Source organism: Streptomyces spinosus (assembly GCF_020400655.1).
In the GTDB taxonomy this organism is placed as follows: Bacteria; Actinomycetota; Actinomycetes; order Streptomycetales; family Streptomycetaceae; genus Streptomyces; species Streptomyces argyrophylli.
This window is the reverse complement of record NZ_JAINRC010000014.1, coordinates 195,339-218,716: the sequence shown is the minus strand read 5'-3', so window position 1 is coordinate 218,716 and position 23,378 is coordinate 195,339. Positions and strand designations below refer to the sequence as shown.

The following is a 23,378-nucleotide window of genomic DNA, read 5'->3' as shown; positions in this document are numbered from 1 at the left end:
TCAGCCGCACGCGCGCGCCCTGTCCCGCAACAGCCCCCGCTCCCTCTCGTTGAGCGCGAGATCCGCCGCCCGCGAGAACTCCTCCCGGGCCTCGGCGACACGGCCCAGACGGGCCAGCAGATCACCGCGGACACTGGGCAGCAGGTGGTAGCCGCGCAGCGCGGGCGCGGCGGCCACGGCGTCCACCAGCTCCAGGCCCGCCGCCGGGCCGTCGGCCATCGACACGGCGACCGCGCGGTTCAGCTCGACCACCGGGGACGGCGCGCGGACGGCCAGCAGGCCGTACAGGGTGGCGATGGCGTGCCAGTCCGTCTCCTCGTAGGTGTACGCGCGCGCGTGGCACGCGGCGATGGCCGCCTGGAGGGTGTACGGGCCCGGGGGGCCGCTCGCGGTGGCCCCGGCGCGGTCGAGGGCGCGGATGCCGCGCGCGATGAGCATGCGGTTCCAGCGGCGGCGGTCCTGGTGCTCCAGCAGCACCGGTGTGCCGTCGGGGCCGGTGCGGGCGGCGGCGCGGGACGCCTGGAACTCCAGCAGCGCGGTCAGGCCGTGCACCTCGGGCTCCCCGGGCATCAGCGCGGACAGCACCCGGGCCAGCCGCAGCGCGTCCTCGCACAGGCCGGGGCGCAGCCAGTCGTCGCCGGCGGTGGCCGCGTACCCCTCGTTGAAGATCAGGTAGATGACGTCCAGCACGGAGCCGAGGCGGGCCTCGCGGTCGGGGCCGTACGGCACCTCGAAGGCGACGCCCCGCTTCGCCAGGGTGCGCTTGGCGCGGACGATCCGCTGGGCGACCGTCGGCTCCGGCACCAGGTAGGCACGGGCGATCTCGGCCGTGGTCAGGCCGCCGAGCAGGCGCAGGGTGAGCGCGGTGCGGGCCTCCGGCGACAGTGCCGGGTGGCAGGCGGTGAAGACCAGCCGGAGCAGGTCGTCGTCGATGTCGTCCGGGTCGGCCGGCACGTCGTACGCCGGCGGGGCCGTGACCAGGTCGCGGCCGAGCTCGGCGAGCTTGCGGGCGTAGGTCTCGCGGCGCCGGACCAGGTCGACGGCCCGGTGCCGGGCGGTGGCCATGAGCCAGGCGCCGGGGTTGTCCGGCACCCCGTCCCGCGGCCACCGCTCCAGCGCGGCGACCAGGGCGTCCTGCGCCAGTTCCTCGGCGATGCCGACGTCCCGGACGATCCGCGCGACGCCGGCGATCACCCGGGGTGACTCCAGGCGGAAGACGGTCTCGATGGCGTGCGCCGTGGCGGGCTGTGTCTCCACAGCCCACCATGCAACACCCTGGACGGCGGCGGGCCAAACGGCCTCAGCCCTCGGCGATCTCCCGCAGCTCGCAGGCCAGCCGCCACTCGGGGCCGTGGATCTTCAGGAAGCGCTGCGTCCACTCCAGGGCCTCGGCCCGGTCCTTGCACTGCATGAGCGCGTAGCCGCCGACGACCTCCTTGGACTCGGTGAACGGGCCGTCGGTCACGGAAGCCTTCTCGCCGTCCCACTCGATCCGGGCCGCCTCGGCGGAGGGGGTGAGCCCGGCGGTGTCGAGGAGCACACCGGCCTTGGTCATCTCCTCGATCAGCTCGCCCATCCGCTGCATCAGTTCCGCGCTGGGGCCTGCGGCGGGGGCGGCGGACTCGTCGACGCGTACGAGCGACAGGTAGCGGGGCATGGTGACTCCTTCGGTCGGGGCGGCGGGTCCGTTCCCGCCGCTCACCCCTGCGTCGAACGGGAGAGGCCCGGATCGACACGCTCCCGGGAAAATCTCCGGGATCTTCTCCACCGTCCCGGCGGCCGGTCAGGGGCGGCTCAGCGCAGGGAGGCCCAGAGGTCGTTCGCCGCCGGCTCCCGGGCGACGACCCGGTTGGGGTCGGAGGGCGCCGTGACGACCGGCATGGTCACCGTCCGCACCCGGTCGGCGGTCAGCCCCTTCAGGCTCCGGCCGAGGCTCACCAGCTCGTTCAGGGAGTTCAGCCCGGTGTCGGTGGTGATGCTGGTGGTGACGGCGTCGGCGACCCGGTACAGCCGGGCGGGGTCGGAGAGCAGGCCGGCGCCGGAGATCCGCTCCAGCAGGGCCTTGACCAGCGTCTGCTGGAGCCCTATCCGGCCCAGGTCGCTGCCGTCGCCTATGCCGTGCCGGGTGCGGGCGAGGGCGAGGGCCCGCTTGCCCGCGAGGTGATGGGTGCCGGCCTTCAGATGCAGGTGGCTCTTGTCGTCGTCGATGTCCTGGGCGGTGGTGACGTCGACCCCGCCGAGCGCGTCGACCAGCTTGGCGAAGCCGGAGAAGTCGATCTCCAGGTAGTGGTCCATGCGGACGCCGGTGAGAGTCTCGACGGTCTTCACCGCGCACACCGGGCCGCCCACCGCGTAGGCGCTGTTGAACATGGCGCCGTACGCCGGTGCCGTGCTGCCGCCGGAGGTGAGCGGGCAGGACGGGCGGGTGACGAGGGTGTCGCGCGGGACGCTGACGACGGTGGCCTTCGTCCGGCCCGCGTCGATGTGCACGACCATCGCGGTGTCGGACCGGGCTCCGCCGCTGTCGCCGCCGCCCAGCTCCTGGTTGTCCTTGCCGCTGCGCGAGTCCGAGCCGAGGACCAGGATGTTGAGGGAGCCGGTGGGCAGCGGGGAGGCATCCGCGGGGGCGGTCGCGGACGGGGTGATCACGGCCCTGGCCGGACGGTCGTCGCCGAGTGCGCCGTCGATGTCGACGCTTGCGATGTTGCGGTCGAGGTGCCAGTAGGCCCAGCCGGCCCCTGCCAGGCCCAGGACCAGGAGGCCCGCCAGAGCGAGGCCGACGATCTTCACCGCTCCCGATCGCCGGCCCACCCGTCTGCCCGCGTCGCCTTGCTCCTCGTGTCGCGTCACGACAGGAACATAAGTCCGAATTATTAGGGGACTGTTAGGGGGAAGCCGTCAGAGTCTGTTTTCTTGTGAAATTCTCATCCACGCGGAACCGGACGCCCTCCGGCACGGCCCGGCGCACGCCGAAAGGCCCTCCGCGCGAACCGCTAAGCGGCCAAAGGCGCGCCCGTGCTCGACCGCACCACCAGGCTCGTCGCCAGCTCCACCCGGGTCGCCGCCCGCTCCTCCCGCTCGCTCCCCAGCTCCAGCACCAGCCGGGCCGCGGCCTCGGCCATCTCGGTGAGCGGCTGCCGTACGGTCGTCAGCGGCGGGCCCACCCAGCGGGCCACCGGCAGATCGTCGAAGCCCACGACACTGAGGTCCTCCGGGACGCGCAGCCCCAGCTCACGAGCGGCCTCGTACAGGCCGAGCGCCTGGAGGTCGTTGCCCGCGAAGACGGCGGTGGGCCGGTCCGGGCGGCGCAGCAGTTCAAGGCCCAGGCGGTAGCCCGCGTCGTGGTGGAAGTCGCCGGCCACGACGAGGGAGGGGTCGACGGGCAGCCCGGCCGTCTCCAGGGCGGCCCGGTAGCCGTCGACCCGGGCCCGGCTGCACATCATCCGGGACGGCCCGCTGATCGCGCCGATCCGGGTGTGGCCGAGTTCCACCAGGTGGCGGGTGGCGGCGAGACCGCCCTGCCAGTTGGTGGCGCCGATCGACGGCACGTCGGGGCCCGGGTCGCCTGCCGGGTCCATCACCACGAACGGGATGGAACGGCTGGTCAGCAGCGCCCGCTGGGACTCGTCGAGTTCGGAGAGCACCAGCACCACGCCGTGCGGGCGGCGGGCGGCGACCTGATCGGCCCAGGTGCGGCCGGGGGTGAGCCGGCCGGCCGACTCGGACAGGACCACGCTCAGCCCGGCGTCCCGGGCGACGTTCTCCACGCCCCGGATGACCTCCATCGCCCAGGCGCTCTCCAGCTCGTGGAAGACCACGTCGATCAGCGGTGAGCGGGAGGCCTCGGCACGGCGGCGCCGGTAGCCGTAGGCGCGCAGCAGCTCCTCGACGCGGGTGCGGGTGGCGGGAGAGACGTCGGCCCGGCCGTTGAGGACCTTCGAAACAGTCGGAGCGGAGACCCCCGCCTCACGGGCGATCTCGGCGAGGGTCGCCGTCTGCGTTCCTGCGGGCTTCGAGGGCTTCATGCCCGCGATCGTATCCCCGACGGACCGCTTGACGAAGCCCTCGGTACGCCGGACGCCACCGGAACATTCGAATGATCGGGCGAAACATTCGAGGAGCGCGCCCGTACAACGCGAACACCCCGCCGCCGGGAACCCGGGGGCGGGGTGTCGAGTGGAGCGCCGGGCAGGCCTTGCACCTGCATTTCCCCGCAGGAAGCGGGGCGTCTTTCCTTGGACCACCAACGCACTGCGTCCGTACCGGTGTTCCGGCCGTTCGCTGTGTGATGATCATAGCGCAGTCGGGGCGGTTTCCCCAACTCAGTCCTCGGCCACCGCCTCGAAACGCCACCGGTGCACCGCCCGGGTCACCAACTCCGGATCCGGTTCCGGCAGTTCGGGCAGCGGGGCGTCGTACGGCGCGTCCCACCACGTGACGACCAGCACCCGGTCCTGCGGCGCGCGGAGGGTCTCGCGGCGCAACGGCTCGCCGGCGAGGGGCTGTTCGCGTACCCAGGCCAGCAGGTCCGCGCCCCGGCCCTCGACGGCCCGGGCCTCCCACATCAAGGCGACGGTCACGAGTAGAGGTTCTCCTCGCCGACCTCGTGCACGTGGTCGTGGCCGGGCACGTGCGGGTCGGTCACCGGCAGGGAGGAGTCGGCCGACAGGTCCCAGCCGGACGCGGCCCGGTTGCGGGCGACCATCTCGGCGCCGAGCGCGGCCACCATCGCGCCGTTGTCCGTGCACAGCTTGGGCCGCGGTACGCGCAGCCGGATGCCGGCCGCCTCGCAGCGCTCCTGGGCGAGGGCGCGCAGCCGGGAGTTGGCCGCCACACCGCCGCCGATCATCAGGTGGTCCACGCCCTCGTCCTTGCAGGCGCGCACGGCCTTGCGGGTCAGCACGTCGACCACGGCCTCCTGGAAGGAAGCGGCCACGTCGCGGACCGGGACCTCCTCGCCGGCCGCGCGCCGCGCCTCGATCCAGCGGGCCACGGCGGTCTTCAGGCCCGAGAAGGAGAAGTCGTACGCCGGGTCGCGGGGGCCGGTCAGGCCGCGCGGGAAGGCGATGGCCTCCGGGTCGCCCTCCTTGGCGTACCGGTCGATGACCGGGCCGCCGGGGAAGCCCAGGTTCAGCACGCGCGCGATCTTGTCGAAGGCCTCGCCGGCCGCGTCGTCGATGGTCGAGCCCATCGGCCGGACGTCCGAGGTGATGTCCGTCGAGAGCAGCAGCGAGGAGTGTCCGCCGGACACCAGCAGGGCCATCGTCGGCTCGGGCAGCGGGCCGTGCTCCAGCTGGTCCACGCAGATGTGGGAGGCGAGGTGGTTGACGCCGTACAGGGGCTTGCCGAGCGCGTAGGCGTACGCCTTGGCCGCCGACACGCCGACGAGCAGCGCGCCCGCGAGACCGGGGCCCGCGGTGACCGCGACGCCGTCCAGGTCCTTGGCGCTGACCCCCGCCTCCTTCAGCGCGCGGTCGATGGTGGGGACCATCGCCTCCAGGTGCGCCCGGGACGCCACCTCCGGCACGACACCGCCGAAGCGGGCGTGCTCGTCGACGCTGGAGGCGACGGCGTCCGCCAGCAGGGTGGTGCCGCGGACGATGCCGACGCCGGTCTCGTCGCAGGAGGTCTCGATGCCGAGTACGAGAGGCTCGTCGCGTGAGTCAGTCATTGATATCGGTTCCTTGTACGGAGGCGGAGCCCGCGGCCGCGCCGCTGCCGGGTTCCGTGGTCAGGCGCATCACCAGGGCGTCGACGTTGCCCGGCTGGTAGTAGCCGCGCCGGAAGCCGATGGGGGTGAAGCCGAAGCGCTCGTAGAGCTTCTGGGCGGGGAGGTTGTCCACCCGGCATTCGAGCATCACCTCGTGGCACTCGAACGCGGTCGCCGCGCGCAGCAGCTCGGTCAGCAGGCGGGCGCCGAGGCCGGTGCCCTGGTGGTCGCGGGCGACGGCGATGGTCTGCACGTCGGCCAGGTCACCGGCGGCGGCCAGGCCCGCGTACCCGACGATCCGGCCGTCGGCGGACTCGGCGACGAGATAGCAGCGGGTGGCCTCGGGGCCCCGGGAGTGGGCCAGCTCGGACCAGAACATGCCCCGGGACCAGGCGTCCTCGGGGAACAGGTCCCGTTCGAGCTCCAGGACCGGGTCGAGGTCCCACCAGCGCATCTCGCGCAGTCGGGGGGGTGCCGGCTGTGTCACTTGGGGGTGACCACCTTGTAGTTCTTGGGGACCTGGGCGTCCGGCCGGCGCAGGTACAGCGGCCGGGGGGCCGTGAGCTCCTCGCCCGCGGCCAGCTTCCGCGCGGCGAGCGAGGCGAGGGCGGCGGCGGACACGTGCTCGGGCTCGTGGGCGCGCGGGAACGTGTCCGGGTAGAGCAGCGCGCCGGCGCCGACCGCGGGGAGGCCCGCGACCCGCTCGGCGATGTCGGCCGGGCGGTCGACGGCCGGGCCGGTCAGCCGGGTCCGGGAGTCGGCGTACGTGGCCCAGTAGACCTCCTTGCGCCGGGCGTCGGTCGCCACCACGAAGGGGCCCTCCTCGATGTCGGCGGCGTAGGCGAGGCCGTCCAGCGTGCACAGGCCGTGCACGGGGACGCCGAGCGCGAGGCCGAAGGTGTCGGCGGTCATCAGGCCGACGCGCAGGCCGGTGTAGGGACCGGGCCCGGTGCCGACGACGATCCCGGTGACGGCCTCCAGCTTCCGTCCGGCCTCGGTGAGGACCCGGTCGACGGCCGGCAGCAGCAGCTCCCCGTGCCGGCGCGCGTCCACCTGGCTCGACGAGGCGATGACGTCGGTGCCGTCGTGCAGGGCGACGGTGACGGCGGGTGTTGCGGTATCCAGAGCGAGCAAGAGCACGCGAACAGCCTACGGCGCCCGCGCCGCTCGCAGGGTCGTCCGGGACGTCCGGTCACCGACTGCTACGGTGTGTACGAAGTACGACATTTACACCGGATGACGGCACTAGGCAGAGGTGGCGCAGGTGGCAGGGACCAGCTCGGGGATCGTGGCCGCCCTCACCGCGGCGGCGCTGGGAACGGTCGGATTCCTCGCCTACCGGGCCCAGGCGACCGTCCCGGCGAGCCTGGGCGCGGGGCCGGTGGTGCACGCGACGCCCACCTCCAAGGCGCCCCGGGACCGGCACCGCCCGACCGCCCTGCCGAGCGGCTCCGGGACGGGTGAACGGGTCGTGTACTCGGTGGACGACGACCGGGTCTGGCTGGTCACCCCCGGCAACGCGGTGCAGCGGACCTTCCCGGTGCGGCCGGGCACCGTCGACCCGCCGGCCGGCACCTACTGGGTCACGTCCCGCTCCAGCACGGCCACCGGCACGGACGGCGTCCCCATTGAGCACGTGGTGCGGTTCACCAGTGTCGACGGGGTGACCGTCGGGTTCAGCGCGGCCGTGGACGGCGGCACGGAGGGGACGGCGGCCGACCCCGGCGTGAAGACGGGCGGCATCCGGGAGACGCGGACGGACGGGATCGCGATGTGGAACTTCGCGACGATCGGCGTGAGGGTCGTGGTGATCCGCTAGCAGCCGTGCCCGGACCCGCCGCCGGGCGGCCGCGGGGACGGCGTGGCCGGGCGCGTCCGGGCGACGGTGGCCGCCGGCTCGTCGCGCGCCGCTTCGAGGAGTTCGGGCCGCGGCGGCCTGGAGATCGCGTCCGCCGCAGCGCAGGCCGCCAGCAGATCACGCATGGACACCGGTTGCACCGTGGGCATGGACGCCTCCTGAGCTGCGGGGGCGGACGTACTTAGGCACACCTAAGTACGGGCTGGGTACCATGTGACCACGCCCGGGATGTCCTGCGCAATATCTTGCCGACGGCTTGTCGGAACGTGTCGGCGGTCTCAGCCGGACAGCGTTTCCAGGTCCGTCTCGGACCAGCGTTCGCCCAGGCCGGTGACGGTCACGTGCCGCACCTCGTCCGTGGTGTCGCCGACCGCGCGGTGGATGACCACCTGGAGGCGGTCCTCGGTCAGCTCCTCGACCTTGCCCTCGCCCCATTCGACGACGATCACCGAGTCGGGCAGCGAGACGTCGAGGTCCAGGTCCTCCATCTCGTCCAGGCCGCCGGAGAGCCGGTAGGCGTCGACGTGCACCAGGGGCGGCCCGTCACCGAGGGACGGGTGCACCCGGGCGATCACGAAGGTCGGCGAGGTGACCGCGCCGCGCACGCCCAGGCCCTCACCGAGCCCGCGGGTCAGCGTGGTCTTGCCCGCGCCCAGCTCGCCGGAGAGCATCACCAGGTCGCCCGCGCGCAGCAGCTTGGCCAGTCGGCGGCCCAGCTCCCGCATCTGCTCCGGGGAGGTGACGGTCAGCTGGGTCTCAGCGGGGTTGTGCGGTGCTGCTGGTGCTTCCATAGCCACTTACGGTAGCCCCTGCGGGCACCGCGCCCGCACGGGTGAGCAGGTCGGCGAGGCGGTCGGTGACCACTTCGGGGTGCTCCAGCATCACCAGGTGCCCCGCGTCCGGCACGAGCACCAGCTCGGCGTCGGGCAGCAGGTCGGCGATGGCCTCACTGTGCTCGCTGGGCGTGACCAGGTCCTGGACTCCGGCCAGCACGAGCACCGGCATGTCGCGGAAGCAGACGAGCGCCCCGGTCTTGTCGTGGTCGGTGAAGGCCGGGTAGAACTCGGCGACCACGTCGATCGGGGTGGACTCGATCATCCGCTCGGCGAAGCGCTCCACGGCCGGGTCGACGTCCCGGCCCGCGAACGAGTACCGCTTGATGACCCCGGCGAACAGGTCGGCGGTGGCCCGGCGCCCCTTCTCCACCCACTCCGCCTGCTGCCCGAGCGCCTTGAGCACCCCGGGGAGGATGCGGCGGACCGCGTTGACGCCGGCCACCGGCAGCCCGAAGTTGACCTCGCCGAGCCGCCCGGACGACGTCCCGACGAAGGCGGTGGCGACGACCCGGTCCCGGATCAGCTCGGGGTACTGCGCGGCGAGGGCCATCATGGTCATGCCGCCCATCGAGTGACCGACCAGCACGAGCGGCCCGTCCGGTGCGGCGGCGTCGAGCACGGCCTTCAGATCGCGGCCGAGCTGGTCGATGGTGACGGGTTCCCGGTCCCGGGTCTGCGCCACGCCCCGCCCGGACCGCCCGTGGCTGCGCTGGTCCCAGTGCACCGTCCGTACGACCCCCCGCAGGGCCGCGCGCTGGAAGTGCCAGGAGTCCTGGCTGAGGCAGTAGCCGTGGCAGAAGACGACGGTGACCGGGGCGGGCGCCTTGCGCCCGAAGAGCCGTCGTCGGCGCGGCGAGACGTTCGGGCCGGCATCGGGCTCGGCCTCGTCCACCTCGTAGTACAACTCGGTGCCGTCGTCGGCGTACGCCTTGCCGGGGGTGCCGCGCAGGGCGCCGTAGGGGCCCGCCGCGTCCAGCGCCAGCCGGGCCCTGCGGCGCATTCCGCGCCCCACCGTCATCCGTTCGATGGCGACACCGGCCGCCGCTCCCGCGGCGAGCACGCCTATCGCGGCACCGGCGATGCCGGTCGCCCTGCGCCAGCTCCCGGCCGCCCCCGCGGCGGAGGCGGCGGCCGCCGAGGCGACGACGTCCGCCACGAGCTCCGCGCTGCTCTCGGTCACGTACCGCTCCTCTTCGCCGTACTGCAGTTCGCCTGGGTGGGTGCCGCCGCGGAACGGGTTACCCGAGTTCCCGCGCGTTCACGTGAAGGCGCTCACCTGGACACGGTGGACGCGTTCACCTGGGCGCGTTCACATCGACGCGTTGACATAGACGCGCGGAACGCGCGTTCCGATGCGTGTGACGATCTCGTACGCGATCGTGCCGCAGGCCTGCGCCCAGTCCTCGGCCGTGGGCTCACCGCGGTCACCGGGACCGAACAGCACGGCCTCGCTGCCTACCGGCGGCTCGTCACCACCCAGGTCCACCACGAACTGGTCCATGGCCACCCGCCCCGCGATCGTCCGCCACTTGCCGCCGACCAGCACCGGACCGGTGCCCGAGGCGTGCCGCGGGATGCCGTCCGCGTAGCCGACGGGCACCAGGGCGAGCGTGGTGTCGCCGGGCGTGACGTAGTGGTGGCCGTAGCTGACGCCGTGTCCGGCCGGGGTGCGCTTGACCAGGGCCAGCGAGGCGCTGAGCGTCATCACCGGGCGCAGCCCGAAGTCCGCCGGGGTGCCCAGCTCCGGGCTGGGCGAGATGCCGTACAGGGCGATGCCCGTGCGGACCAGGTCGAAGTGGGACTCGGGCACGGTGAGGGTGGCCGGCGAGTTGGCGATGTGCCGGACCTCGGGCCGTACACCCCGAGCCTCGGCGTACGCCAGCATCTCCCGGAACCGGGTGAGCTGGGCGGCGATGGACGGGTGCCCCGGCTCGTCGGCGCACGCGAAGTGCGACCACACACCGGTGACGCGGACCAGCCCCTCGGCCTGCGCGCGCAGGGCGGCACCGACCAGCTCGGACCAGTCCTCCCCCGGCTGACAGCCGTTGCGGCCGAGTCCGGTGTCGGCCTTGAGCTGCACACGCGCGGGGCGGCCCGCCGACCGGGCGGCCTCGACGACCTCCCGCAGGGCCCACATGCCGCTCAACGAGACGTCGATGTCGGCCTCGATCGCCTGCCGCCAGGGCCCGCCCGGCACCCACAGCCAGCACAGGACGCGGCCGGGGAGCCCGGCCGCGCGCAGCGCGAGGGCCTCCTCGGCCGTGGCAGTGCCGAGCCAGCTCGCGCCCGCCGCGAGGGCGGCGCGGGCGCACGGCACCGCGCCGTGGCCGTACGCGTCGGACTTGACGACGGCCATCACGGCGGCGCTCCCCGCCCGGGCGCGCAGGGCCCGCACATTGGCGCGCAGGGCGCCCAGATCGATCTCGGCGCGGGCGCGCAGGGCGGCGGTCGGCACAGCTGGTGTCTCAGTCATGGCACCCCCAGTCTCTCAGAGCCGTCCTCCGCGGGACGCGGGCCGGGTCCCGCGGTCACGTCTCCGGCCGCGATCGGGCTGGGGGCGCCTGCCGGCCGGGCGCGCGGTTCCCCGCGGCCCCTGGGAGTTGTGCCACCGTCCACCCCCGTGCGCCGCCCCGGCCGTCGCCAGGCCGCCGGCGCGTGCGGCCGGGCGCGCGGTTCCCCGCGCGCGGGGGGGGCGCGCCGGCGTCGGCCGTGCCGTGGCGGGGACGGTCAGTTCCGTACGTCCCTCCAGGCCTTCGGGATGTGTGACGCCACGTCATGGGCCCCCGTGGGCGCGCCCTCCGCGGCGAAGCGGCCCGCCAGGCCGTGGAGGTACGCCGCCACGCTCCCGGCGTCCGCCGCCCGCAGGCCCGCCGCCAGCAGGGAACCCGCCAGCCCGGACAGCACGTCCCCGCTCCCGGCCGTGGCCAGCCAGGGCGTCCCGGTGGCGTTCACCCGCACCGGTCCGCCCGCGAAGCCGGCGACCAGTGTCGTCGAACCCTTCAGCAGCACGGTCGCCCGGTACGCCGCCGCCAGCTCCCGCACCGCGGCCAGCCGGGCCGTCTCGACCTCCTCGCGCCGCACCCCCAGCAGTGCGGCGGCCTCCCCCGCGTGCGGGGTCATCAGCGTCGGCGCCGTACGCCCGCGCACCGCGTCCCGGTCGGCCAGCCGCAGCCCGTCCGCGTCCAGCAGCACCGGCACGTCCGCCTCCAGCACCTCGGCGACGGTGGCCGCGTCGTCCCCGGCGCCCGGCCCGACCACCCAGGCCTGCACCCGTCCGGCCTTCGCGGGCCCGGCGTCGGAGACGAGGGTCTCCGGGAAGCGCGCGATGACCGCGTCCCCGGCCGGCCCGACGTACCGCACGGCCCCGGCCCCGCCCCGCAGCGCGCCCGACACCGCGAGCACGGCCGCCCCGGGATAGCGGGCCGACCCGGCGGCGATCCCCACCACCCCGCGCCGGTACTTGTCGCTCTCCCCCGTCGGCTGCGGCAACAGCCGTGCCACATCGGCGTGTTGCAGGGCCTCAAGTACGGCGTCGGCGGGCGGCGGTTCCAGGCCGATGCCGACGAGCCGCACCACTCCCGCGTACTCCCGCGCGGGATCCACCAGCAGCCCCGGCTTGTACGCGCCGAAGGTGACGGTCAGATCGGCCCGCAGCGCGGCCCCCCGCACCTCCCCGGTGTCCGCGTCGACGCCGCTGGGCAGGTCCACGGCCACGACGGCGGCACGGGACCGCGCCACCACCCCGGCGAGCCGCTCGGCGTCCGGCCGCAGCCCGCCCCTGCCCCCGATGCCGACGATCCCGTCCACCACCAGGTCGGCCCGCAGGACCAGTTCGTCCGCGGCGGCGGGGTCCGCGGTGGCCACCGTGCCGCCCGCCCGCCGCAAGGCGGCCAGTCCGCCGCCGTGGGCACGGTCGGGCGTGAGCAGGACGGCCGTCACCCCGGCGCCGCGCCGGGCCAGCCGGGCCCCGGCGTACAGGGCGTCCCCGCCGTTGTCCCCGCTGCCGACGAGCAACACCACCCGGCTGCCGTACACCCGCCCGAGCAGTTCGGCGCAGGCGGCGGCCAGCCCGGCGGCGGCCCGCTGCATCAGCGCGCCCTCCGGCAGCCGTGCCATCAACGCCCGCTCGGCGGCCCTTACCGTCTCCACGCTGTACGCAGTACGCATGGCACCGAGTCTGCCCCGTAACCCCCGTCGCCCACACCCGGCACGGGCCCGGTCAGCCCTCCGCCACCACCACGGCCGAGGCCACGCCCGCGTCGTGACTGAGCGACACGTGCCAGGCCCGCACGCCCAGCTCGGCGGCCCGCGCGGCCACGGTCCCCTTCACCCGCAGCCGTGGCTGCCCGGTGTCCTCCACGTACACCTCGGCATCGGTCCACTGCAGCCCCGGCGGCGCGCCCAGCGCCTTCGCCAGGGCCTCCTTGGCGGCGAACCGGGCCGCGAGCGAGGCGATGCCGCGCCTGTCCCCGCTGGGCAGCAGCAGCTCCCGCTCCACGAACAGCCGGTCGGCCAGGCCCGGCGTCCGCTCCAGGGACGCCCGGAACCGGTCGATCTCGGCGACGTCGATGCCCACCCCGATGATGCTCATGCCGAGCACCCTACGACCCCGGTGACGGGCGGCGCGGCGACACCACGTCGGACCCCGGGCGCCGCACGGCCGCCGCAGCCAGACCTCTACGCTTCCGGCATGACGTCCTCGCGTGCCTATCTCTCCGACCTCTTCTCCCTGGACGGCCGGGTCGCCGTGGTGACCGGAGGCAGTTCCGGCATCGGGCGGGCCATCGCCGGGGCGCTGGCCCGGGCCGGGGCGAAGGTGGTGATCGTGGCCCGGCGGAAGACCGAACTGGACGCCACCGTGAGGGAGTTGGCGGCGGACGGCTGCCGGGCCGCCTGGGTCAGTGGCGATCTGGGCACCCGCGACGGGGTGCGCGCGGCGGCCGAGGAGGCCGCGGCCGTCTTCGGCGAGCCCGACATCCTCGTCAACTCCGCCGGGATCAACCTCCGTCCGCCGATGGACGCGCTGGGCGAGGACGTCTGGGACACCACCATGGCGGTGAACCTGGAGGCCCCGTTCCTGCTCGGGCAGCGGTTCGGTCCCGGCATGGCGAAGCGGGGCTTCGGGCGGATCATCCACGTCACCTCCCAGCAGGCGCACCGCGCCTTCGTGCAGAGCGGCGCCTACGGCGTCTCCAAGGGGGGCCTGGAGTCCCTGGCCCGCTCCCAGGCCGAGGCGTGGTCGCCGCACGGCGTCACCTGCAACACCCTGGTGCCGGGTTTCGTGCTGACACCGCTCAACAGGCGGCTGCAGTCCGACCCGGGGAAGGTGGCGGCCCTGGCCGCGCGCACGATGACCGGCCGCAACGGTCTCGCCGAGGACTTCGCGGGCGCGGCCGTGTTCCTGGCCGGCCGCTCCTCCTCCTACGTCACGGGCCAGTCGATCCACGTGGACGGCGGCTTCTCCGTCCACTGACGAAGCGGCGCACGACGGAGCCGCGCTCCACGCAGCCGCGCCCGGCGGGGCCGCGCTCCACGCAGCCGCGCCCGGCGGGGCCCCGCTCGACGAGGCCCCGCCCCCTCACTCCACCGTGACCGACTTGGCCAGGTTGCGGGGCTGGTCCACCTCGTTGCCCCGGGCCGTGGCCAGCTCGCAGGCGAAGACCTGGAGCGGGACCGTGGCCACCAGCGGTTGCAGCAGGGTGGGCGTGGCGGGGATGCGGATCAGGTGGTCGGCGTAGGGCACGACCGCCTCGTCGCCCTCCTCCGCGATCACGATCGTCCGCGCGCCCCGCGCCCTGATCTCCTGGATGTTGGAGACGATCTTGTCGTGCAGGACCGACCGGCCGCGCGGGGACGGGACGACGACGACCACCGGCACGTCCTCCTCGATCAGCGCGATCGGTCCGTGCTTCAGCTCGCCGGCGGCGAAGCCCTCGGCGTGCATGTAGGCCAGCTCCTTCAGCTTGAGCGCGCCTTCGAGGGCCACCGGGTAGCCCACGTGCCGGCCGAGGAAGAGCACCGTGTCCTTGTCGGCCAGCGTCCGCGCCAGCGCCCGTACCGGCTCCATGGTCTCCAGGACCCGCTCGACCTCCTCGGAGATGCGGGACAGGTCCTTGATCACGGCCTGGATCTCGTCGCCCCACTTGGTGCCCCGGACCTGGCCCAGGTAGAGCGCGACCAGGTAGCAGGCGACCAGCTGGGTCAGGAACGCCTTGGTGGAGGCGACGGCGACCTCGGGCCCCGCGTGCGTGTAGAGCACCGCGTCCGACTCGCGCGGGATCGTCGAGCCGTTGGTGTTGCAGATCGCCAGCACCTTCGAGCCCTGTTCGCGGGCGTGCCGCAGCGCCATCAGGGTGTCCATGGTCTCGCCCGACTGGGAGATGGCGATCACCAGCGACCGTCCGTCCAGGATCGGATCGCGGTAGCGGAACTCGCTGGCCAGCTCCACCTCGCACGGGATGCGCGTCCAGTGCTCGATGGCGTACTTGGCGATCATGCCCGCGTGGAAGGCCGTACCGCACGCCACGATGACGACCTTGTCGATCTCGCGCAGCTCGGAGGGGCTGATCCGCACCTCGTCCAGGGTCAGCGAGCCGGACGGGTCGATGCGCCCGAGCAGGGTGTCGGCGACCGCCTTGGGCTGTTCGGCGATCTCCTTGAGCATGAAGTAGTCGTAGCCCCCCTTCTCGGCCGCCGAGGCGTCCCAGTCCACGTGGTAGGAGTGGACCTCGGCCGGGCGGCCGTCGAAGCCCGTGACCGTGACGCCGTCGCGCCGCAGTTCCACCACCTGGTCCTGGCCCAGCTCGACCGCCGAGCGCGTGTGGGCGATGAACGCGGCGACGTCGGAGGCCAGGAACGCCTCGCCCTCTCCGACGCCCACCACCAGCGGGGAGTTCCGGCGGGCGCCGACCACCACGTCCGGATCGTCGGCGTGCACCGCGACCAGCGTGAACGCGCCCTCCAGGCGCCGGCACACCAGCCGCATCGCCTCGGCGAGGTCGGCGGTCGCCGAGAACTCCTCGGCCAGCAGATGGGCGACGACCTCGGTGTCCGTCTCGGAGTTCAGCTCGTGGCCGCGCTCGGCCAGTTCGGCGCGCAGCACCGCGAAGTTCTCGATGATGCCGTTGTGGACCACCGCGACCCGGCCCGCGTTGTCCAGGTGGGGGTGCGCGTTGGCGTCCGTGGGGCCGCCGTGCGTGGCCCAGCGCGTGTGTCCGATGCCGGTCGTACCGGCCGGAAGCGGCCGTTCGACCAGTTCCTTCTCCAGGTTGACCAGCTTGCCGGCCTTCTTCGCGGCGGCCAGCCCGCCGTCCGAAAGTACGGCGACACCGCCCGAGTCGTAACCCCGGTACTCCAGCCGCTTCAGCCCGGCCATCACGACATCGAGCGCCGACTGCGACCCTACGTATCCCACGATTCCGCACATGAGCGGCAGCCTACGGGCCGACAACGATCGAAAACCGCCTCCGCATGCCCGAAATCGGAAATTACCACCGTCGTACGAAGGCCCGTGGCGGCCGGAACGGGCCGCGTGACGGACCCCACCCGCCGTGCCGTTCAAACTCCGTTAACAATGGACTGTGATCTCACCGGTCTCCTCGATGCCCCGGAGCGCCCACCGGCACAGGCCGGAGGCGACTCCCTACGTCGATCTCACCCGCGCCGAGTGGAGCGCGCTGCGCGACAAGACGCCGCTGCCGCTCACCGCCGAGGAGGTGGAGAAGCTGCGCGGCCTCGGCGACGTCATCGACCTGGACGAGGTACGGGACATCTACCTCCCGCTCTCCCGGCTCCTCAATCTCTACGTCGGCGCCACGGACGGCCTGAGGGGCGCGCTGAACACCTTCCTCGGGGAGAAGGGCTCCCAGTCCGGCACCCCGTTCGTCATAGGGGTCGCCGGCTCGGTCGCCGTGGGGAAGTCCACGGTCGCCCGCCTGCTCCAGGCGCTGCTCTCCCGCTGGCCCGAGCACCCGCGCGTGGAGCTGGTCACGACGGACGGATTCCTGCTGCCCACAAGGGAGTTGGAGGCCCGGGGCCTGATGTCGCGCAAGGGCTTCCCCGAGTCCTACGACCGCAGGGCCCTCACCCGTTTCGTCGCCGGCATCAAGGCCGGCAAGGACGAGGTGTCCGCGCCCGTCTACTCGCACCTCATCTACGACATCGTGCCCGGCGAGAAGCTCACCGTCCGCCGCCCGGACATCCTGATCGTGGAGGGCCTGAACGTCCTCCAGCCCGCCCTGCCCGGCAAGGACGGCCGCACCCGGGTCGGTCTCGCCGACTACTTCGACTTCAGCGTGTACGTCGACGCGAGCGCCGACGACATCGAGAGCTGGTACCTCAGCCGCTTCAAGAAGCTGCGCCAGACGGCGTTCCAGAACCCGAACTCGTACTTCCGCAAGTACACCCAGGTCTCCGAGGAGGAGGCCCTGGACTACGCCCGCACGCTCTGGCGGACCATCAACAAGCCCAACCTGGTGGAGAACATCGCCCCGACCCGGGGCCGGGCCACCCTCATCCTCCGCAAGGGCCAGGACCACAAGGTCCAGCGCCTCAGGCTCCGCAAGCTGTAGCGGTACGTGTTGGATGGGGGCCATGCTGCACCTGCGCCTGATCACCCCGGCCGAGCGGACCGACGAGGTGGTCCGCCTGATCGAGTCCACGGTCGGCACCACCCATCTGGTGGTCCTGCCCGGCGCCGCCCGCGACCCCGCCGGCGACGTCGTCCTGTGCGACGTGGCCCGCGAGGCGGGTGACGGACTCATCGCCGGGCTGCGCCGCCTCGGCCTGGACGACACCGGCTCGATCGCCGTGGACACCATCGACCTCTCCCTGTCCCGGCGGGCCGACGAGGCCGAGGAGGCGGCGCCGGGCGAGGGCGCGGACGCGGTGCTGTGGGAGGGCCTGACCGAGGCCACCCACGAGGAGTCGACGCTGTCGGTCACCTACGCGGCCTTCATCACCCTGGCCACGATGATCGCCGCCTGCGGTGTCGTGCTGGACAACGCCATCCTGATCGTGGGCGCGATGGCCGTGGGACCGGAGTTCGGCCCGCTGGCCGGCATCAGCACGGCCCTCGTGCGGCGCCGGCCGCGCCTGGCGTGGCGTTCGCTGACCGCACTGCTGGTGGGCTTCGCGCTGGCGATGGCGGTGACCGCGGGGTTCAGTCTGCTGATGGACGCGGTCGGCCTGTTCAGCAAGGCCCGGCTGGAGGCCGACCGGCCCAACACCGGCTTCATCTACGCACCGGACTGGTTCTCGTTCGTCGTCGCCGTGCTCGCGGGCATCGCCGGCACGCTGTCGCTGACGTCGGCCAAGTCCGGGGCCCTGGTGGGCGTCGCCATCTCGGTGACGACCGTACCCGCGGCCGCCAACGCGGCCGTGGCCCTGATCTACGACGACACCCACCAGGCCGCGCGCTCCTCCGAGCAGCTCCTGCTGAACCTGCTGGGCATCGTCCTGGCCGGCACGCTCACCCTGCTCGCACAGAAGTCCTTGTGGAAGCGGCGCCGGCGCCGTCCCTGAGCCCGCGGGACTACCCGAGGGCCGACTTCACCGCGTCGGCGAGCCGCCCGGCGACGGAGCGCGCCTGCTCGATGTCGGCGGCCTCGACCATCACCCGCACCAGCGGCTCGGTACCGGAAGGACGCAGCAGCACCCGCCCGGTCTCCCCGAGTTCCCGCTCGGCCTCGGACACGGCGGCGGCGAGATCGGCCGACGTGCGCACCCGCGACTTGTCCACGTCGGGCACGTTGACCAGCACCTGCGGCAGCCGCTCCATGACGGACGCCAGCTCCCGCAGCGTACGGCCGGTCTCGGCGACCCTCGCCGCCAGCAGCAGGCCGGTCAGCGTGCCGTCCCCGGTGGTCGCGTGGTCGAGGATGATGACGTGCCCGGACTGCTCGCCGCCGAGGGCGTAGCCGTGCTCCTTCATCTCCTCCAGGACGTACCGGTCGCCGACGGCGGTCTGCACGAGCCGGATGCCCTCGCGCTCCATGGCCAGCTTGAAGCCGAGGTTGGACATCACGGTCGCGACGACGGTGTCGGAGCGCAGTGCGGAACGCTCCCGCATCGCCAGCGCGAGCACCGCGAGGATCTGGTCGCCGTCGACCTCCGCACCGGTGTGGTCCACGGCCAGGCAGCGGTCGGCGTCGCCGTCGTGCGCGATGCCGAGGTCCGCGCCGTGCTCGACGACCGCGGCCTTGAGCTTGTCCAGGTGGGTCGAGCCGCAGCCGTCGTTGATGTTGAGGCCGTCCGGCTCGGCGCCGATCGTGACGACCTGGGCACCGGCCCGGGCGAACGCCTCCGGCGAGACCCCCGAGGCCGCGCCGTGCGCTTCGTCCAGGACGATCTTCAGCCCGTCGAGCCGGTTGGGCAGCACCGCGAGCAGGTGGGCGACGTAACTCTCGAAGCCCTCCTCGTGCGACCGCACGCGCCCGACCCCGGCACCCGTCGGACGCTCCCACGGCTCGCCGTGCCGGTGCGCGTGGTAGACCGCCTCGATCCGGTCCTCCAGCTCGTCGGCGAGTTTGTGGCCGCCGCGGGCGAAGAACTTGATGCCGTTGTCCGGCATGGCGTTGTGGCTGGCGGAGAGCATCACGCCGAGGTCGGCGCCGAGCGCTCCGGTCAGGTGTGCCACCGCGGGCGTCGGCAGCACGCCGACGCGCAGGACGTCCACCCCGGCGCTGGCCAGACCGGCGACCACCGCGGCCTCCAGGAACTCCCCGGACGCGCGCGGGTCCCGTCCGACCACCGCCGTCGGCTTGTGGCCCTCGAAGGTGCCCGCCTCGGCCAGCACGTGCGCCGCGGCGACGGAGAGGCCGAGCGCCATCTCGGCCGTCAGATCCGCGTTGGCGACACCGCGCACGCCGTCCGTGCCGAAGAGTCGTCCCACTTGTCCTCCTGAGGAAGCGTCCTTGCTGCCCGGATGATGGCAGACGCCATGACATCCGATCACACAAGCCTTTGAGCGTCTTGTGTCGTTATACGCCCTTGGCTGGGATAAACGAACGCCCCGACGGCACAGATGGCGTGCCGCCGGGGCGTTCGGAGTACGAGCAGAGGCAGCTGCTGATTAGCGCTTGCTGTACTGCGGGGCCTTGCGGGCCTTCTTCAGACCGGCCTTCTTCCGCTCGACCGCGCGGTCGTCGCGGCGCAGGAAGCCGGCCTTCTTCAGCGGGCCGCGGTTGTTGTCGACGTCGGCCTCGTTCAGCGCGCGGGCGACACCGAGACGGAGCGCACCGGCCTGACCGGAGACACCGCCACCCGCGATGCGGGCGATGACGTCGTAACGGCCCTCGAGCTCCAGGACCTTGAACGGCTCGTTGACTTCCTGCTGGTGCACCTTGTTCGGGAAGTAGTCCTCGAGGGTGCGACCGTTGATCTTCCACTTGCCGGTGCCCGGGACGATCCGGACGCGGGCGATGGCGTTCTTGCGGCGGCCCAGGCCGGCGGCCGGCTGCGGCTCGCCGAAGCGGGAGGCCAGGGACTCCGAGGTGTACTCGCCCTCGACGGGAACCTCGGACTCGGTGGTGTAGCTGTCGATGTCAAGCTCTTCGAGCGGCTGCTCGGCAGTGGTCTCGGCCACGATTCTCCTCAGATTCTCTTCAGTCTTAGGGGGTGGCCGGACTTACTGCGCGACCTGGGTGATCTCGAACGGCACCGGCTGCTGGGCAGCGTGCGGGTGCTGGTCACCCTTGTAGACCTTCAGCTTCGAGAGCATCTGACGGCCCAGGGAGTTCTTGGGGAGCATGCCCTTGACGGCCTTCTCGATGGCCTTCTCGGGGTTCTTGTCGAGCAGCTCGTCGTAGCGGACGGAGCGCAGACCACCCGGGTAACCGGAGTGGCGGTACGCCATCTTCTGGGTCCGCTTGTTGCCGGACAGGTGCACCTTGTCGGCGTTGATGATGATGACGAAGTCACCAGCGTCGACGTGCGGCGCGTAGATCGGCTTGTGCTTGCCCCGCAGGAGGGTCGCAGCGGTGGTGGCGAGACGGCCCAGGACAACGTCCTGAGCGTCGATGACGTGCCACTGGCGCGTCACATCGCCGGGCTTGGGGCTGTACGTACGCACGGTTCGTAGCCTTCGCTTCGAGTGAATGGTCCTAAACAAGGTCACCGAAACGATCACGACAGCCTTGACCCACGGCGGCGACGCAAACCGCGTGCGTGGGGTCGCTGGTCATCGGCCCGGTGGACCGGTGTAAGGGCCCGTCCCGTGAGAATGAGCAAGCCAATACACAACGAAGAAGTAGGTTACCGGGCAGCCCCCGTACCGGTCAAAACGAGGCAGGCCGCCAGAGGGACCCCGCACCAGCGGCCCCCCGTCTAAGATGCGCCCCATGAGTTACGGGCAGGGGGGACCCCAGTCTCAGTGGGATCCCTGGAAACCGAATTCCCAGCAGCCGTGGAACAGCGGATCCGACGACGGGACGCCGGACTGGGCCGCGCTCGCCGAGGCATCGGAGACGCGGAACAAGCGCCGCAAGGTGCTGTTCATAGCCGGCGGCGCGCTCGCCACCGTCGCGATAGGCACCGCGGTCGCCATGGCCGTCGTCTCCGCGAACGGAGGTGATCCGCAGGCCGGTCCCGGCAACCTGCCCGCCAGCGGATCGCTGCCCGGCACGGGCAGCGCGACGCCGTCCTTCGCGCCCACCAGCGCGCCGCCGCCGCTGGACCCCACGGACTTCATATCCAGCGCCAAGAAGGACACCGCCCCGCTGAGCCCGGACACGCTGTTCCCGGGCACCCAGCTCACCATGGACGGCACGGTGTACAAGAAGGGCCCGACGGCCGACACCAAGAGCTGCGCCTCCGCCGCCGGCGGCACCCTCCCCAAGATCCTCACCGGCAACGGCTGCACCCGCCTGATGCGCGTGACCTACACGAACGGCGGCATCGCGGTCACCGTCGGCGTCGCCGTCTTCGACGACGCGGACAAGGCCGCCAAGGCCAAGGGCCAGACCGACGACCGCAGCATCGTCCGCTCGCTGTTCGGCAAGGGCGTCAAACCCTTCTGCGACGGCGCGTTCTGCCGCTCGACCAGGAACTCCTACGGCCGCTACGCCTACTTCACGATCTCCGGCTTCACCAGCGGCAAGGACGTCACCACCAAGGACACCAAGGTCTTCGGCGCCGGCAACGACCTCGCCCAGTTCACCGCGAACCAGATCCACCGCCGCGGCCAGGTCCAGGCCTCGGCCGCCGCCCGGTAGCCGGGCGCGCGCCTACCGCCGCTTCAGCCGGAGCCGCAGCGGTACCACGGCCGACTCCAGCTGGGTGCGCAGGGTCATCTTGGAGGCACCCTCGGTGCGCTCGGCGAACCGGATCGGGACCTCCACCGCCGTGTGCCCGGCGCGTACCGCCTTGTACTTCAGCTCCACCTGGAAGCTGTAGCCCGCGCTGTCCAGGGACGCCAGGTCCACGTCCCTGAGGGTCGCCGCCGACCACAGGCTGAAGCCGGCCGTGATGTCCTGGATGTCGGTGCCGAGGACGGCGCGGGCGTACCGGTTGGCGAAGCGGGACAGCAGCACCCGGTGCGCGCCCCACCGCTCGTCCAGCGAGCCGCCCTCGACGTACCGGCTGCCCACGACGAGCCCGGCGCCGGAGGCGAGGGCCGCCTCCAGCATGCGGGGCACGGCCTCCACCGGGTGGCTGCCGTCGGCGTCCATCTGGACGACGTACGCGGCTCCCTCCGCCAGCGCGGCGGACATCCCCGCCGTGTACGCCCGTCCCAGCCCGTCCTTCTCGGTGCGGTGCAACACGCTCATCCGGTGCCGCCCGCCACTGTTGTACTCCGCCGCCAGCTCCTCGGCGATCCGCCCGGTGCCGTCCGGGCTGGAGTCGTCGACGACCTTCAGGTGCAGCCCGTCCAGCGGCAGCCCGAGCACCGCCTCGGCCATCCCCGGCAGGTTCGCCGCCTCGTTGTACGTCGGCATCACCACGGTGACCGGCAGCTCGTCCTGTGCCATCAGTGCCCCTCCCCCGCGGGCGCCGGAGTACCCAGCGCCCGGAACCGCCGGCCCGCCGCGGTCCAGCGGTCCGCGTCGAGCACGCCCGTTGACTAACAGGTTCCACAACCCGGCGCGCCGGGCAGCGACCGCTTGTTGCGTGCCTCCTTGCTCCGGGCCGCCAGCAGCTCGTCGGCCGGATAGCCGACCTCCTCCAGCGTCAGCCCGTGGGGCCGTACGACGTGCACGGCGGAGTCCCGGACGCGGGCCGCCAGCACCTTCCCGGGCCACTCCGGCTCCCGGTGCCCGTCGCCCACGAACAGCAGCGCGCCGATCAGCGACCGCACCATGTTGTGGCAGAAGGCGTCCGCGCGCACGGTGGCGGTGATGATGCCGTCATCCCCCCGGACCAGGCTCAGCTCCTGGAGCGTGCGGATGGTGGTCGCCCCTTCCCGCTTCTTGCAGTAGGCGGCGAAGTCGTGCTCCCCGAGCAGCGCGCCGGCGGCCTCGTTCATGGCGTCCACGTCGAGCGGCCAGTCGTGCCACAGCACATGGTTGCGCAGCAGCGGGTCCACGCCGCCCGGGTTGTCGGTCACCCGGTACGCGTACCGGCGCCAGACGGCCGAGAACCGCGCGTTGAAACCGCTCGGCGCCTCCCTGAGCGCCCACACCCGCACGTCCCTCGGCAGCCGGCCGGCGAGCCGCTTGAGCAGCTTCTCGTGATGCTCACGCCACACACCCTCGGGCAGGTCCACATGGGCCACCTGCCCCCGCGCGTGCACCCCGGCGTCGGTGCGCCCGGCGACCGTCAGCTCATAGGTCTCCCGGGACCGGGTCACCGTCCGCAGGGCGTCCTCGATCTCCCCCTGCACGGTCCGCCTGTCACCGGCCTGCTTGGCCCAGCCGTGGAAACCGGTGCCGTCGTAGGACAGGTCGAGACGGAGACGGACATGGCCGGGCTGTACTTCGTCACTCACGTACAGATCCTCTCAAGTACGCGAAAGCGGGCCCGCCCCGAAGGGCGAACC

General features: G+C 72.9%; 25 protein-coding genes. 5 read left to right on the top strand and 20 right to left on the bottom strand.

All coding sequences use genetic code 11. From position 1 onward, the window contains the following. The 8 genes from LG395_RS26910 to tsaB all read right to left on the bottom strand — a co-directional run bounded on the left by LG395_RS26910 (window position 1) and on the right by tsaB (window position 6,850). Window positions 1-1,257: an RNA polymerase sigma factor gene (locus LG395_RS26910; protein WP_225811507.1), complete on the bottom strand. Its 1,257-nt coding sequence runs from the start codon at window positions 1,255-1,257 to the stop codon at window positions 1-3. 43 nt (window positions 1,258-1,300) lie between these two features. Beyond that, on the bottom strand, window positions 1,301-1,657 hold the full coding sequence (locus tag LG395_RS26905) for a YciI family protein (protein ID WP_171153631.1): 357 nt from the start codon (window positions 1,655-1,657) through the stop codon (window positions 1,301-1,303). A gap of 137 nt (window positions 1,658-1,794) precedes the next feature. Next, entirely contained in the window at window positions 1,795-2,850 is a 1,056-nt protein-coding gene (locus LG395_RS26900; protein ID WP_225811506.1) for an LCP family protein, read from the bottom strand. A 143-nt stretch (window positions 2,851-2,993) separates the two neighbouring features. Continuing rightward, window positions 2,994-4,025, bottom strand: a complete 1,032-nt coding sequence (locus tag LG395_RS26895; protein WP_171153632.1) for a LacI family DNA-binding transcriptional regulator — start codon at window positions 4,023-4,025, stop codon at window positions 2,994-2,996. Window positions 4,026-4,322: 297 nt separating this feature from the next. Beyond that, window positions 4,323-4,580: a hypothetical protein gene (locus LG395_RS26890; protein ID WP_225811505.1), complete on the bottom strand. Its 258-nt coding sequence runs from the start codon at window positions 4,578-4,580 to the stop codon at window positions 4,323-4,325. Beyond that, window positions 4,577-5,671 (bottom strand): tRNA (adenosine(37)-N6)-threonylcarbamoyltransferase complex transferase subunit TsaD, encoded by a 1,095-nt coding sequence (gene tsaD / locus LG395_RS26885; protein WP_171153636.1) that lies wholly within the window; start codon window positions 5,669-5,671, stop codon window positions 4,577-4,579. Before tsaD ends, LG395_RS26890 begins: the two co-directional genes overlap by 4 nt. Next, entirely contained in the window at window positions 5,664-6,164 is a 501-nt protein-coding gene (gene rimI, locus LG395_RS26880; RefSeq protein ID WP_171159796.1) for a ribosomal protein S18-alanine N-acetyltransferase, read from the bottom strand. The genes tsaD and rimI overlap by 8 nt, the downstream gene beginning before the upstream one ends. Before the next feature lie 29 nt (window positions 6,165-6,193). Beyond that, the gene (tsaB, locus tag LG395_RS26875) at window positions 6,194-6,850 is read right to left on the bottom strand and encodes a tRNA (adenosine(37)-N6)-threonylcarbamoyltransferase complex dimerization subunit type 1 TsaB (protein WP_225811503.1); all 657 of its coding nucleotides are present in this window, start codon (window positions 6,848-6,850) and stop codon (window positions 6,194-6,196) included. Between the two features lie 124 nt (window positions 6,851-6,974). Here tsaB and LG395_RS26870 point away from each other — a divergent pair, with 124 nt between their 5' ends. Further along, window positions 6,975-7,529 (top strand): hypothetical protein, encoded by a 555-nt coding sequence (locus tag LG395_RS26870; RefSeq protein WP_225811502.1) that lies wholly within the window; start codon window positions 6,975-6,977, stop codon window positions 7,527-7,529. On the opposite strand, the gene LG395_RS26865 is transcribed toward LG395_RS26870, so the two are convergent. The 6 genes from LG395_RS26865 to LG395_RS26840 form a co-directional block, all read right to left on the bottom strand. After that, the gene (locus LG395_RS26865; protein WP_171153642.1) at window positions 7,526-7,717 is read right to left on the bottom strand and encodes a hypothetical protein; all 192 of its coding nucleotides are present in this window, start codon (window positions 7,715-7,717) and stop codon (window positions 7,526-7,528) included. The genes LG395_RS26870 and LG395_RS26865 overlap by 4 nt on opposite strands. A gap of 129 nt (window positions 7,718-7,846) precedes the next feature. After that, window positions 7,847-8,359 (bottom strand): tRNA (adenosine(37)-N6)-threonylcarbamoyltransferase complex ATPase subunit type 1 TsaE, encoded by a 513-nt coding sequence (gene tsaE / locus LG395_RS26860; RefSeq protein WP_171153649.1) that lies wholly within the window; start codon window positions 8,357-8,359, stop codon window positions 7,847-7,849. Beyond that, on the bottom strand, window positions 8,325-9,584 hold the full coding sequence (locus LG395_RS26855) for an alpha/beta fold hydrolase (RefSeq protein ID WP_171153651.1): 1,260 nt from the start codon (window positions 9,582-9,584) through the stop codon (window positions 8,325-8,327). The genes tsaE and LG395_RS26855 overlap by 35 nt, the downstream gene beginning before the upstream one ends. Before the next feature lie 129 nt (window positions 9,585-9,713). Further along, the gene (gene alr, locus LG395_RS26850) at window positions 9,714-10,877 is read right to left on the bottom strand and encodes an alanine racemase (RefSeq protein ID WP_171153653.1); all 1,164 of its coding nucleotides are present in this window, start codon (window positions 10,875-10,877) and stop codon (window positions 9,714-9,716) included. A 254-nt stretch (window positions 10,878-11,131) separates the two neighbouring features. After that, on the bottom strand, window positions 11,132-12,571 hold the full coding sequence (locus tag LG395_RS26845) for an NAD(P)H-hydrate dehydratase (RefSeq protein WP_225811501.1): 1,440 nt from the start codon (window positions 12,569-12,571) through the stop codon (window positions 11,132-11,134). 52 nt (window positions 12,572-12,623) lie between these two features. Next, a complete protein-coding gene (locus LG395_RS26840) occupies window positions 12,624-12,995 on the bottom strand; it encodes a holo-ACP synthase (protein ID WP_103812811.1) in 372 nt (123 codons plus the stop codon). Between the two features lie 99 nt (window positions 12,996-13,094). Between LG395_RS26840 and LG395_RS26835 the strand changes: the two genes are divergently transcribed. Continuing rightward, window positions 13,095-13,877: an SDR family NAD(P)-dependent oxidoreductase gene (locus LG395_RS26835; RefSeq protein WP_171153656.1), complete on the top strand. Its 783-nt coding sequence runs from the start codon at window positions 13,095-13,097 to the stop codon at window positions 13,875-13,877. A 105-nt stretch (window positions 13,878-13,982) separates the two neighbouring features. Here LG395_RS26835 and glmS read toward each other — a convergent pair whose 3' ends face one another. Next, entirely contained in the window at window positions 13,983-15,830 is a 1,848-nt protein-coding gene (glmS, locus tag LG395_RS26830; protein WP_171153658.1) for a glutamine--fructose-6-phosphate transaminase (isomerizing), read from the bottom strand. A 175-nt stretch (window positions 15,831-16,005) separates the two neighbouring features. Here glmS and coaA point away from each other — a divergent pair, with 175 nt between their 5' ends. Both coaA and LG395_RS26820 read left to right on the top strand, forming a co-directional pair. Continuing rightward, the gene (coaA, locus tag LG395_RS26825) at window positions 16,006-16,974 is read left to right on the top strand and encodes a type I pantothenate kinase (protein WP_171159798.1); all 969 of its coding nucleotides are present in this window, start codon (window positions 16,006-16,008) and stop codon (window positions 16,972-16,974) included. Between the two features lie 22 nt (window positions 16,975-16,996). Next, a complete protein-coding gene (locus LG395_RS26820; protein ID WP_171153660.1) occupies window positions 16,997-17,926 on the top strand; it encodes a DUF389 domain-containing protein in 930 nt (309 codons plus the stop codon). Between the two features lie 10 nt (window positions 17,927-17,936). On the opposite strand, the gene glmM is transcribed toward LG395_RS26820, so the two are convergent. The 3 genes from glmM to rplM form a co-directional block, all read right to left on the bottom strand. Beyond that, on the bottom strand, window positions 17,937-19,295 hold the full coding sequence (gene glmM, locus LG395_RS26815; protein ID WP_171153662.1) for a phosphoglucosamine mutase: 1,359 nt from the start codon (window positions 19,293-19,295) through the stop codon (window positions 17,937-17,939). Between the two features lie 180 nt (window positions 19,296-19,475). Continuing rightward, on the bottom strand, window positions 19,476-19,988 hold the full coding sequence (gene rpsI / locus LG395_RS26810; RefSeq protein ID WP_003998795.1) for a 30S ribosomal protein S9: 513 nt from the start codon (window positions 19,986-19,988) through the stop codon (window positions 19,476-19,478). Between the two features lie 42 nt (window positions 19,989-20,030). Next, entirely contained in the window at window positions 20,031-20,474 is a 444-nt protein-coding gene (gene rplM, locus LG395_RS26805; RefSeq protein ID WP_014674395.1) for a 50S ribosomal protein L13, read from the bottom strand. Window positions 20,475-20,742: 268 nt separating this feature from the next. Here rplM and LG395_RS26800 point away from each other — a divergent pair, with 268 nt between their 5' ends. Then, entirely contained in the window at window positions 20,743-21,615 is an 873-nt protein-coding gene (locus LG395_RS26800) for a hypothetical protein (protein WP_171153665.1), read from the top strand. Between the two features lie 12 nt (window positions 21,616-21,627). Here the strand turns inward: LG395_RS26800 and LG395_RS26795 are convergent, their stop codons facing one another. Both LG395_RS26795 and truA read right to left on the bottom strand, forming a co-directional pair. After that, on the bottom strand, window positions 21,628-22,371 hold the full coding sequence (locus tag LG395_RS26795) for a polyprenol monophosphomannose synthase (protein ID WP_225811500.1): 744 nt from the start codon (window positions 22,369-22,371) through the stop codon (window positions 21,628-21,630). A 92-nt stretch (window positions 22,372-22,463) separates the two neighbouring features. Next, window positions 22,464-23,327, bottom strand: a complete 864-nt coding sequence (gene truA / locus LG395_RS26790; RefSeq protein ID WP_225811499.1) for a tRNA pseudouridine(38-40) synthase TruA — start codon at window positions 23,325-23,327, stop codon at window positions 22,464-22,466. Window positions 23,328-23,378: the final 51 nt, after the last annotated feature.